Annotated in this window: 11 protein-coding genes; all 11 read right to left on the reverse strand. The window is 64.9% G+C overall.

Annotated elements, in window-relative coordinates; genetic code table 11:
- Positions 1 to 159: 159 nt before the first annotated feature.
- On the reverse strand, positions 160 to 996 hold the full coding sequence (locus AC1AUD_RS04260; protein WP_476572397.1) for an ADP-ribosylglycohydrolase family protein: 837 nt from the start codon (positions 994 to 996) through the stop codon (positions 160 to 162).
- Between the two features lie 290 nt (positions 997 to 1286).
- Complete coding sequence (locus AC1AUD_RS04265; protein ID WP_476572399.1) at positions 1287 to 2297, reverse strand: lysostaphin resistance A-like protein; 1011 nt, start codon at positions 2295 to 2297, stop codon at positions 1287 to 1289.
- A 191-nt stretch (positions 2298 to 2488) separates the two neighbouring features.
- Positions 2489 to 3784 carry an ABC transporter ATP-binding protein gene (locus AC1AUD_RS04270; RefSeq protein ID WP_476572575.1) on the reverse strand — a complete coding sequence of 432 codons (1296 nt, stop codon included), beginning with the start codon at positions 3782 to 3784 and terminating at the stop codon, positions 2489 to 2491.
- On the reverse strand, positions 3784 to 4662 hold the full coding sequence (locus tag AC1AUD_RS04275; RefSeq protein WP_476572401.1) for an ABC transporter permease: 879 nt from the start codon (positions 4660 to 4662) through the stop codon (positions 3784 to 3786). Before AC1AUD_RS04275 ends, AC1AUD_RS04270 begins: the two co-directional genes overlap by 1 nt.
- On the reverse strand, positions 4653 to 5558 hold the full coding sequence (locus AC1AUD_RS04280; RefSeq protein WP_476572576.1) for an ABC transporter permease: 906 nt from the start codon (positions 5556 to 5558) through the stop codon (positions 4653 to 4655). Before AC1AUD_RS04280 ends, AC1AUD_RS04275 begins: the two co-directional genes overlap by 10 nt.
- A 144-nt stretch (positions 5559 to 5702) precedes the next feature.
- The gene (locus AC1AUD_RS04285) at positions 5703 to 6869 is read right to left on the reverse strand and encodes an ABC transporter substrate-binding protein (protein ID WP_476572403.1); all 1167 of its coding nucleotides are present in this window, start codon (positions 6867 to 6869) and stop codon (positions 5703 to 5705) included.
- A gap of 330 nt (positions 6870 to 7199) precedes the next feature.
- Entirely contained in the window at positions 7200 to 7979 is a 780-nt protein-coding gene (gene pstB / locus AC1AUD_RS04290; RefSeq protein WP_476572404.1) for a phosphate ABC transporter ATP-binding protein PstB, read from the reverse strand.
- Between the two features lie 44 nt (positions 7980 to 8023).
- Entirely contained in the window at positions 8024 to 9043 is a 1020-nt protein-coding gene (gene pstA, locus AC1AUD_RS04295) for a phosphate ABC transporter permease PstA (RefSeq protein WP_476572405.1), read from the reverse strand.
- Positions 9043 to 9999: a phosphate ABC transporter permease subunit PstC gene (gene pstC / locus AC1AUD_RS04300; RefSeq protein ID WP_476572407.1), complete on the reverse strand. Its 957-nt coding sequence runs from the start codon at positions 9997 to 9999 to the stop codon at positions 9043 to 9045. The genes pstA and pstC overlap by 1 nt, the downstream gene beginning before the upstream one ends.
- Before the next feature lie 187 nt (positions 10000 to 10186).
- Positions 10187 to 11320 (reverse strand): phosphate ABC transporter substrate-binding protein PstS, encoded by a 1134-nt coding sequence (pstS, locus tag AC1AUD_RS04305; RefSeq protein ID WP_476572408.1) that lies wholly within the window; start codon positions 11318 to 11320, stop codon positions 10187 to 10189.
- Positions 11321 to 11477: 157 nt separating this feature from the next.
- The gene (locus AC1AUD_RS04310; RefSeq protein WP_476572410.1) at positions 11478 to 12182 is read right to left on the reverse strand and encodes a response regulator transcription factor; all 705 of its coding nucleotides are present in this window, start codon (positions 12180 to 12182) and stop codon (positions 11478 to 11480) included.
- Positions 12183 to 12223: the final 41 nt, after the last annotated feature.

Genomic DNA, 12223 nt, shown 5'->3' on the forward strand with positions numbered 1-12223 from the left:
CGGGAGGAAAACGTTTGGCCCCTGGGAACATCACTTCCAGAAGGCTTCAGCCATGACTGCGATTGACGACAAGCTGCGGAAACCCCTGGGATATGCGGCTGTGTGCGGTTGCTCTATGTCTAAGGGCATCGGCTGACCGCAGTCCCGTTCCCACATGCGTCATGCGTCGGGACAACCGTCCAGCACGCTGTCGATGACCTGTTTGCCGAACAGAGCATCGATCCAGGCAGCAGGGATGCCCTGGGGATTGTCTGGTCCGGCGATGCCGTGGACGATGCCAGCCAGTCCTCCGGCCACGGCGGCCGTGGTGTCGGTGTCCTCTCCGAGATTCACGGCCGTGAGCACGCAGGATGCATATGAGTCCGTGGTGGACAGGCACCAGCAGGCCGCTTGCAGGGTGTGCAGCACAAAGCCACCGGACTGGATCTGGTCACGCTTGAGATTCCACACGCCATCGAAGCCAATGGCCCCCAAGGCCCGACGGACCGGCGTTCCCCGCATCAGCAGCCGGGCCAACGCGACATATCGCACGCATGCCTCCATGCTGATCGGATGGGCGTGGGTGATCGCGCTGGCCCGGCGCACATCCTCGTCATCGACATCGGCGAAGGCCAGCGGAATCATGCGCATCAACGAACCGTTGCCGTTGTCGAATTCGTCGTCTCCCCCGATGCCGGAACGCAACGCCTCGTCGGTGGTCCGGCCGACGTCGAAGATGCAGCCGTCCGAGGTATAGGCCCCGCGATACCGCCAGTCACGGAAGCGTTCGAGCATATCATGCGCATCGACGCGCCACTCGTGGTGCTTCAGGGAATCCAGCGTGGCCAACGTCATGGATGTGTCATCGGAAAACGTGCCGGCCGGCCGGCCATGCGTGCCGCCGCCGATCATCGCCGAGCAACGGAAATCACCGCGGTGACAAAACTCATAGGGCACGCCCAACGCGTCGCCGACCGCGACCCCGTAGATCGCGGCACGCAGCTGTTCCGACCTCACGCACATCTCCATCGGGCCCGCGGCCTGATTCCCGTTCATTTCCATATGAAGTCCTCCTCATCGACATTGTTCACCTAGCTCTCTTAACCGGACAATGTCAACGAGGAGACGGGAGCGCGAGATATCAACGACTCGTTCAACGAGCATTGCGCCGAAAGCCGAGGCCCCTCCCAAATGCGTCGCACACAAAGCAAAGTCGAGCCCAGCCCTCCGATAGCACGGAAAACAACTTCGGACTCCTGAAACGCTACAGTCCCGAATCCCCGGTTTCCCCAGTGGCGCGATGCATCTCACAGCGTCATGGCGACGGAAAGCACGACGGCAAGGATAACGTAGGCGAGCATACCCGGCGTGACGAGCACGGCGCGGGCAGCGGTGCCGCGCGGCAGCTCAAGCGGGGTGACGTAGAACTCGCGCCGACGCCAACGCATGGCGAGCAGCACGATGCCGGCGACGCACAACGCGATCAACACCAGTCCATACGCGCCGATCGCCATGACCGCGGAGCCGAAACGCTCCGCGAGCTCGGCCTCGCCCATCCCCGCAAGCGCGGCCGGATCGGTCGCAAGCGGCCCCGCCAGACGCAGCATCAGCGGCGCCAGCACCGCGCCGTTGAGATTGATCAGCATATGCAGCAGCCATGAATACCGCAGCATCGACGTGCGCATGTAGACGTAGGCGAAAAGCACGCCGATGCCGAACGCATAGAAGAACTGGTAAAGGTTCAGATGGAACAGCGCGAAAGCGAACGCCGACAGCAGTATCGCGGTGCGTTCGCCGTATGCGCGCGTGCGGTCGATGATCTGCTTGCGGAAGATCCATTCCTCGAATATCGGCGCGAGCACGACCATATAGAGCGCGTTCGGCAGCAGTCCGTTCGCGGTGGCGACGTCGGCGACGCGGTTCGAGGCCTGGCCGCCGGAAAGGACGGCGGACAGGAGGGTTCCGATGATATTGCCGCCGATCATGATCGGGAAGCACATGGCGAGGAACTCGAGCGTGCGGCGCGCTCCCAGCGCGAACCGGCGGGTGGGCAGGGCCGGCACAGTACCGAGCATGAGGCGGGCGACGGGCATGGCGAGCGCATAGAGCGGCACGCCGGAGACGACGTAGGTCATCCAGCCGGGGATATGCGAGGCCGGCCATGCCGCCGTGACCAACGCCCCGAGCAGATTGCCGCACAGCAACCACAGGGCCACCATAACCGTCAATGCCACGCCGATCCTCGAGAACCGGGCGCGGGCCGTCTTCCACGGGTCCTGCGGAGTCGGCGCGGGCTGGAATATCTGTTCGTTCGTCATGCGGCCCACCATACCCCATACATATAAGCGAGCTGCCATGTCAAAAACGAAAACCGCGGAATAACGCCAAATTCATCATAATCGTGGCAGCTCCCCTTACCCTCACGCATAAGCGAGCTGCCACGCTCGCAGCTAAATCCTTGATATTCCGCCGATTCCCGTCAGAGCATGGCAGTTCCCTTATCGGCCGATCAGACGGCCAGCGCGGGAACCGGACGCGGGGCGACACGCACGTCGGCGCCGGGACGCAGCCCGGCTGGGATGTCGCCGGCGGACAGCTGCACCGTGACGACAAGCCCGGCGGCCGACGCGTCGGCGGCACCGGTCGCAAGACCGGCATTCCCGAAATCGGCGGCGCCGGATGCGACTTCGACCTCGACCCGCACCAATGCCCCGAGGAAGTGCACGGCCGTCACGCGGCCGCGCTCCCCCGTGCCCACGCCGTCATCCACATCCCCATCCCCGACCACGGACAACGCCAGATTCTCCGGACGCACGAGCACGGTCACCCGCCCTGCGCCACGCGAGCCGCGCAGCAGCGGCACGCAACGCCCGAAGACCACGGCCTCACCTCCATCGACCAAACCGGGCAGACGGTTGGTCAATCCGATGAACGTGGCCACATACTCGGTGGCGGGCCGCTGATAGAGGTCCTGCGGAGCGGCGATCTGCTCGATGCGCCCGCGGTTCATCACGCCGATGCGGTCGGCCACGGCAAGCGCCTCCTCCTGGTCGTGCGTGACGAACACGGTGGTGGTGCCGGTGGCGAGCTGGATGCGGCGGATCTCGTCACGCAGCTGCACGCGCACCTTGGCGTCGAGGGCCGACAGCGGCTCGTCGAGCAACAGCACACGCGGCGAGACCGCCAGCGCCCGCGCCAGGGCGACGCGCTGCTGCTGGCCGCCGGACATCTGCTGCGTGAACTTGCCCGCCTGATCGGCCAGACCGACCAATTCCAGTTTCTCCATGGCGATGCGTCGGCGCTCGGCACGGGACATGCCTCGCACCTCGAGGCCGAATGCGACGTTCTGCAGCGCGGTCATATGGGGGAACAGCGAATAGGCCTGGAACACCATCGCCATGTTGCGCTTGTTGACGGGCACGCCGGTGACGTCCTGTCCGCCGACGAGGATGCGCCCGCCCTGGATGTCCTCGAGTCCGGCCAGCGAGCGCAGCGCCGTCGACTTGCCGCAGCCGGAGCCGCCGAGCAGCACGACCATCTCGCCGGGCTTGACGTCAAGTTCGAAGCCGTCGAGCGCGCGGGTGGTCGAACCGGGATAGATCTTGACGACATCCTGCATGCGGATGCCGCCTCCCCGGTTCTCCGATTCGCGCAGCAGCGCCTTGGCCGCGTCGGCGACGGATGGCAGGGCGGTACCGGTGGCACCGGGCGCATCGGAACGGCCGGGCACCGGGCCCGGAACCGGCGCGTCGACGAAGGCATCGGCCGCCTTCGCGACCGCGGCTTTGCGTTGGGCGAGGGACATCATTCGCTTCTTTCTCGATGTCGGCGCATACCGGCCGATATCAGGTCGAGGGCCACGAGCAGCAGCACGCCGAAGAGCAGGGCGAGCAGCGACATGGCGGTGGATATCTGGGAATTGGATTGGCCGAGCTGGAACAGCGCGACCTGCAGATTCATGCGTCCGAGCAGCGAGGCGACGGTGTATTCGCCGAGCACCACGGCGATCGAGATGAACGACGCCGACAGGATGGACTGCCACAGATTGGGGACGATGACCCGTGCGAACACGCGCGGCCATGAGGCGCCGAGGGACCGCGAGGCCTCGACGAGCGTCCTCACGTCGATGGAGTTGAGCCCCACCGCAAGCGCGCGGAAGGCGAACGGCATGACGAGCGCCACGTAGGCGAAGCACAGCCACACCGGATCGGTGTCGAACACATCCGCGCTCAGCCAGCGATATATCGGCCCCAACCCGACGACCAGCACGATCGCCGGTATCGTCAGCGGCAATGTCGCCACCCACTCGATGGCCCGTTCCAGCGCGCGCGAACGGATATGGACGATCACCATCGTCGGCACCATCAGCGCCAGCATGATCGCCACTGTCACCAGACACAGGGCGAGCGAGGAGCTGAGCCCCTGCCATAGCACGCCCAGGTCGGTGCCGAGCGAGGAGCCGTCGCCGGAGAAAATCGCCTTCCATGCGTCGAGGCTCCACTTGCCGGACAGCGGGTGACGCACGGTGAACAGCAGCATCGAGACCAGCGGAACGGCCAGGAAGGCCAGCACCAGCGTCAACACCACGCCTTTGAGCACGCGCTGCCGGCGCACTCGGACGGCGCGCAGTTGCGGGGGACGGATGGTCGCGTCGCTCGTCGATTTCGGTTCGTTCACTGCCAACGTCCCGCCCTCCTTTCGATGACATGGCTGAGCAGCATCACCACGGCCACGACCACGACCATCGCGAAGGCGAGCACCTGTGCGAATCCCTGTTGCCCCATGTCCATCTCGTTGCGCATCGCGCCCTGGATCATCAGCGGTACGAGGATCGAACGCTGCGCGAACAGCGCGGCGGCGGTGGCGTAGGCGGAGAAGGCGTTGGCGAAGAGCAGCAGGAAGGCCGACACGAAGCGCGGCGCGAGTATCGGCCCGGCCACGCGGGTCCAATACTGCCAGGTCGTGCCGCCGAGGTTCTCCGCGGCCTCGCGCCATTCGCGGCGGATTGATTCGACCGCCGGAAGGAAGATGATGATCATCAGCGGAATCTGGAAGTAGCAGTAGATCGTCACCAGACCAGGTAGCGAGCTCAGCCAGTTCGGGTCGACGGCCGCGCCGAACAGTTGGCGGATGAGCATGGTGCCCACGCCGTTGATGCCGATGGTGGCGATGAAGGCGAAGGCCAGCATCACGCCGCCGAATTGGGCGAGCACCGAGGAGACCGCCGACACGAGGCGACGAACAAGGCCGTCGGGTCTCGCGCCGATGACCAGCGCGTAGGAGGCGCATGCTCCCACGACCGCGCCGATGGCGGCCGAGGCCAGGGACACGGCGATCGAGGTGCCGAATGCCGCGATGACATTGGGCTCGGCCAGCCGGCGGAAGTTCGCCAGCGTCAGGCCGCCGTCGACGCCGGTGAAGGCGCCCACGACGACGATCAGCGTCGGCGCGAGCAGGAAGCAGGCCGTGTAGGCGAAGAAGGGAACGGACACCGCGACGGTGCCGAGCGCCTTGCGGTGTCGGGCCAGCGCATCCGATATCGGCCGGGCGGCCGCGGGACGGGCGGAGCGCGCCGCCATGATATTTGTGGAGGTCATATGTTCCTCTGCATACGAAAATCTGCGATATATGGACAGAGACCTGATATGCGGACGGAACCGGGGCGCACGGCGAACCAGCCGCCGCGCGCCCGTCGGGCCTATCCGGCATCCGTCAACCATCCGTCAGTTGCCGATGGTCGCGTCCCAATTGCTCTGGAGCCACTTGGTGATCTTCTCGGCGGTGGGATTGTCGTAGGAGATCGGCTCGCCTTCGATGGCGGTGGACTTGGCCAGCGCGTTCTTGTCGACCGTGCCGTCGGCCTGCATCGACTCGAGCAGCACCGGGGTGGCGCCGCCCTTGAGCCACAGGTTCTGCGCGTCGGGGCTGTACAGATATTCCTCCCACAGACGGGCGGCGGCCGGATGCGGCGCGTCCTTGTTGATGGCCTGGTTGTAATAGCTGACGACCTGCGCCTTCGGGAAGGTCCTGTATTCCCAGTTCACGCCCTTGGACTTGAGGTCCTTCTTGTAGGACGCCTGGTTGTACGTCCAGTCGAACACCACGCCGGTCTGGCCGGAGTCGATGGTGCCGTTGGTCACGTCGACCTGGGTGAGGTTGCCGGCGTCCTTGAGCTTCTTGAAGAAGTCGAGGCCGGGCTGGGTGTCGTCGAGGCTGCCGCCGGCGAGGGCGTTGACCATGACGAAGCCGTTGAAGGCGGCGCCGGCCTCGGCGGGCTTGCCGTTGAGGGCGACGGTGCCGGCGAACTTCGGGTCGAGCAAGTCGTCGAGCGACTTGACCTCGCCGTATTTGTCCTTGTTCCAGCCGACCGACATGATGCCGGTGTAGTCGGCGACATAGGCGCCGTCGGAATCCTTCTGCGCGTCGGGGATCTTGTCCCAGGAGGCGACCTTATAAGGGGCGAAGGCGTCGGTGCTGGTGGCGGCGACGGACTGGCCGAGGTCGAAGACGTCGGGCGCCGCGTCGGTGCCCTTGTTGGTCTTGGCCGCGTCGAGCTCCTCCTTGGAAGAGGCGTTCGGGTTGAGCTCGGTGATCTTGATCTCGGGATAGCGCTTCTTGAAGCCTTCGATGACCTCGCCGTAGTTGGACCAGTCGTGCGGCAGGGCGATGACATTGAGCGCGCCCTCGGCCTTCGCGGCCTTCTCCAGGTCGGCGAGGTCGCCGAAGTCCTTGAGGGAGGTGGCCTTGGCGGACTTGGCGTCCACGGCGACGGTTTTCGCCGAGCCGGCGTCCGATCCGGACTTGGCGGCATTGGACGAGCCGCAGGCGGCCATCGAGAAGGCGAGCACCGCGGCAATCGAACCTGCGGCGAGTTTCTTAAGGGAATTCATATATCATCCTTTTCCCATACGCCCGGCGGCTGTTCCGCCGGATCACAAAGCCGACGCTAGGCCGCCCATCTGGCCGGGGACCGTCCTGAATATGAATTCGCGGCGTCATTCGGACACGCGCAAATGAATTTCGGCGAACGTAAGGTGAACCGGCCCATTGTCATCCCTCGCAAACGCAACACCTGCTGTCATCCTGAGCGAGCGCAGCGAGTCGAAGGATCTCAAGAACGACGCATGACCCAAGATACGAAAAAGCCCGCCTTGCGGCGGGCTCCACCCCTCCGTCGCGCCTTCGCGCGACACCTCCCCTGCAAGAGGAGGATAGGAAACTCAGCCAAAACGTCCCGAGATATACCGCTCGGCTTCCTCGTTCTGGGGGTTGTTGAACATCGTCGTGGTGTCGGCGAAATACTCGAGATGACCCGGCTGGCCGACGGCCTTGAGGTTGAAGAAGGCCGTGTAGTCGGCGATGCGCGCCGCCTGCTGCATATTGTGCGTGACGATGACGATCGTGTAGTCGTTCTTGAGCTCGTTGATCAGATCCTCGACGGCCAGCGTCGAAATCGGGTCCAAAGCCGAGCACGGCTCATCCATCAGCAGCACCTGCGGGTGCACGGCCACGGCGCGGGCGATGCACAGACGCTGCTGCTGACCACCGGACAGACCGATGCCCGGATTGTCGAGGCGGTCCTTGACCTCCTCCCACAGGTTGGCGCCGCGCAGCGCCCACTCGACCAGATCGTCCGCGTCGGATTTCGTGATCTTGCGGTTGTTCAGGCGCACGCCGGCGAGCACGTTCTCACGGATCGACATCGTGGGGAACGGGTTCGCGCGCTGGAAGACCATGCCCACGTCACGGCGCACGGTCACCGGGTCCACGTCCTTGTCGTAGAGGTTCTTGCCTTCGAGCAGCACCTCGCCCTTGCAGTGGGCGCCGGGGATGATCTCATGCATGCGGTCGAGCGTGCGCAGCACCGTCGACTTGCCGCAGCCGGAGGGACCGATGAAGGCGGTGACCTTGTTCGGCTCGATGTTGAGGTTCACATCCTCGACGGCCAGGAAGTCGCCGTAGTAGATGTTCAGGTGGTTGACGTCGATGCGTTGTCCCATTGTTATTCCTTATTTCCTTGACATTCCAACGATATCAGCCGATATCAGCGTTCGGTTTTCACGGCGAAGACCTTCGCCACCAGTCGTCCGATGAGGTTCAGGACCAGCACGATGACGATGAGCACGAGGGCGGCGGCCCAGGCGCGTTCCATCGGAATCGTCGTGACGCAGGTCGCGTCGGCACCGGGCGCGCAGTTCGCGTTGAGCTTCGAGTATTCCTGGTAGACGTAGACCGGCAGCGTCGTCATCTGCCCGGAGAACAGGTTGACGTTCGTCGAGGCGATGAAGCCGGCGGTCATGAGCAGCGGAGCGGTTTCGCCGATGACGCGGGCGATGGCCAGGATCGCACCGGAGACGATGCCCGGCAGCGCGGTCCTGAGCACGATCTTGGTGATCGTGCGCTGCTTGGTGACGCCCAACGCGTAGGAGGCCTCGCGCAGATCGTGGGGCACGATTTTGAGCATCTCCTCGCTCGACTTGACCACGGTCGGAATCATGAGCAGTGACAGGGCCACGGAGCCCTCGAAGCCGTTGATCGTGCCGGGGCCGCCGAGGATCGCGAACATCGAGAAGGCGAACAGGCCGGCCACGATGGACGGGATGCCGCTCATCACGTCGACCAGCAGCGTGATGACGCGCGACAGCTTGCCTCGGTTGGAATACTCCACCAGATACACGGCGCACATCAGGCCGATCGGGATGGAGATGACCATCGCGCCCAGTGTGATCTCCAGCGTGCCGATGATGGCGTGGAGCACGCCGCCATAGCCGCCGGAGGGCGTTTGGTTGCCGCCGATCACACCGGTCATGTTGTAGCTCAGGAAGTTGAGGTTCAGACGCTTGATGCCGTTGGCGATCGTCGTCCAGAGCACGGAGATTAGCGGGATCAGCGCGATGACGAAGGCCAGGGCGATGAGCACGCGCATGGCCATGTCCTTGCGCTTGCGGGCGGCGATGAAGGAACGGGTCGGCTTGAACTTGTCGAAGTCGATGACGGGCGCGCCGTCCATCGAGGACTTGGGCGCGGTCGGCTGCGCGCCGGCGTTTGCGGTTGCTGCGGACATCAGGCGGTCACCTTCTCCGTGATCTTACGGGCGATGAAGTTGACGATGAACGTGATGAGGAACAGCACCAGGCCGGTGCCGATGAGCACGCTCACGCCGAGGTCGTTGGCCTCGGGATACTGCGCCGCGATGTTGGCGGCGATGGTCTGGTTCTGCGAGGCCTGCAAAAGCTTGAACGAGTAGTGCAGCCCCGGGGAGAGGATCATGAGCACGGCCATCGTCTCGCCGAGCGCGCGGCCCAGGCCCAGCATGGAGGCGGAGACGATGCCGGAGCGTCCGAAGGGCAGCACGGCGAGCTTGACCATCTCCCATTTGGTCGCGCCAAGCGCCAGCGCCGCCTCCTCCTGCAGGCGCGGCGTCTGCTGGAAGATATCGCGCGACATCGAGGTGATGATCGGCAGAATCATCACCGCCAGCACCACGGCGACGGTCGCCACGGTGCGCGCCGGATTCGAGGCGGGTCCCTCGAACAGCGGCACCCAGCCCAGATAGGTCGCCACCCAGTTCCAGAACGGGAAAATCGCGGGCACGAGCACCAGACCGCCCCACAGACCGTAGATGACGGAGGGAATGGCGGCGAGCAGATCGACGACGTAGCTCAGGGCCGTGGCGAGCTTCTTCGGCGCGTAGTGCGAGATGAACAGCGCGATGCCGATCGAGATGAAGAAGGCGATCAGCAGGGCGAGGGCCGAGACGAGCACGGTGCCGAACAGCAGCGGGCCGACATACTGCCAGAAATTGGTGGCTTTGCCGCCGGTGAAGCTGGAAATGGTGTCGGCATTCGCCTTCTGGTCGCCGGTGATCAACGGCAGCGCGCGGAACAGCAGGAAGAGCGCGACCGCGGCGAGCACCACGAGAATGAGGATGCCGCAGGCGTAGGCGATGCCCCTGAAGACCTTGTCGGCGGTTTTGCCGCCGGCCGGCTCGGACACCGACGCCATGTCTTGCGAACTCACAGGTTCTCCTTTGTTGCGAGTTTCTTTGGTTCAATCGTAACGGAACGGACCGGCGGCCGGACGCGATGCGGATTGCGCGGTCGCGCCGTCGCCGCCAGTCCCAAGGGCGCGCCTTGGGCGCGGGGGCTCATACGTCCGGCCCGCGCCCATGGCGTCTGTCCCCGCGTGCGCGGGGTGCCCCTGTCCGTCACTTGGTCTTGATGGCCTCGATGGACTTGGCGACCTTGCTGGACAGCGAGGACGGCAGGGCGGCGGAGCCGGCGGCGTCCTCGGCGGCCTTCTGGCCTTCCTCGGAGGTCACATAGGTGAGCCAGGACTTGACGAATTCGGCGGTCTTGGCGTCCTTGTAGGCCGGGCAGGCGATGTCATAGGAGACCAGCGCGATCGGGTAGGCGCCGGCGACCTCGGTCTTGTGGTTGATGGAGATGACCACGCGGTTGTCGCCGGTGGCGGTCTCGTCGGCCGGGGAGTCGTCGATGGTCTTCGACGCGGCTTCGGCGGAGATCTCGGTGTACTTGTCGCCGACCTTGACGGCCACGGTGCCGAGGTCGCCCACGGCGGAGAAGTCGGCGTATCCGATGGTGCCGTCGGCCTGCTTGATCGTGCTCACGACGCCGGAGGTGCCCTTGGAGCCCTGGCCGACCTCGTTCGGCCAGTTCTCGGACAGCTCATAGGACCAATCGGAGCCGGCCACGTCCTTCAGATAGCTCACGAAGTTCTGCGTGGTGCCGGACTTGTCGGAGCGGTGCACGACGGTGATCGCGGTGTCGGGCAGGTCGAGGTCCTTGTTCTGGTCGGCGATGGCCGGATCGTTCCACTTGGTGATCTTGCCATCGAAGATCTTGGCGATCGTGGAGGCATCCATGTTGATGTGCTTGCCCGCGTCGGAAACGCCCTTGAGGTTGAAGGCCACGGCGATCGGGGAGATGTAGACCGGCACATCGAAGGCGGTGCCGGAGGCGCACACGGACTTGGACTGCTCGACCTCCTCGGCGGCCAACGCCTTGTCGGAGCCGGCCCAGGCGAGGGCGCCGGTCAGGAAGGAGGAGACGCCGGCGCCGGAGCCGGTCGGATTGTAGGCGATCTTGGCGTCCGGGTTGGAGGCCTGGTAGCCGGCGATCCAAGCATCGACGGCGTTCTGCTGGGAGGAGGCGCCGGCGCCGGCGAAGTCGCCGGAGATCGGGGCGGACTTGCTCGCGGAGGAGCCGTTGGAAGCGGAATCGGTGGTGGTGGCGACGTTATCGCCGCAGGCCGCGAGCGCGGCCATCATGCTCAGGCCGCAGACCACAGCGGCGGAACGGACGAACAGATTCTTACGCATGTCGTATTCCTCTTGTGTCTTCTGGCGGCCAACCAGCCGCCCTTTTCTTTTCGACACTTCAAGCCTACGGTCCGTTTCGCGCCCTTCCGGCCAAACCCGGTGAACGGAAGATGAACAGTTGCCGTCGTTCAGCTCACCGTCGAGTCCACCGTCGAACTCACTGCGGGTCGTCGATTTTGTATCCCAGTCCCCTCACGGTGGTCAGATACTTCGGATGGCTCGGCTCCTCCTCGATCTTGGCGCGCACGCGCTTGACATGCACGTCAAGCGTCTTGGTGTCGCCGACGTAATCCGAGCCCCAGATCCGGTCGATGAGCTGATGGCGCGTCATCACGCGCCCCTTGTTCTGCATCAGATACTCAAGCAGCTCGAATTCCTTGAGCGGGAAGAAGGTGGCCTCGCCGCGCACGGTGACCTCATGCTGGCCGACGCGCATCGCGATATCGCCGCAGGTCAGCGGCACATCATCGTCGGAGGCGCCCGAGCCTCCTTCGGCGGCGGCCTGGTTGCGGCGCATGACGGCGCGGATGCGCGCCAGCAGCTCGCGGAACGAATACGGCTTGGTCACATAGTCGTCGGCACCGATCTCCAGACCGACGACCTTATCGATCTCGGCCGATTTCGCGGTGAGCATAATAATCGGCACACGGCTCTGCTCGCGGATGCGGCGGCACAGCGCGGTGCCATCGAGGCCGGGAAGCATCAGATCGAGAAGCACCAGATCGATGCCGCCCCTGGTGAACAGCTCGAGCCCTTCCTCGCCGGTGGCCGCGGCGGACACATCGTATCCCTCGCGCGTGAGCTGGTAGACCAGCGGCTCCCGATAGGACTCCTCGTCCTCGACGATGAGAATTCGCGTCATGCCTTCCCTTTCTCATGGGCGCCCGAACTGGGGCCGGGCTG

It is taken from the genome of Bifidobacterium sp. LH_730 (genome assembly GCF_056355835.1).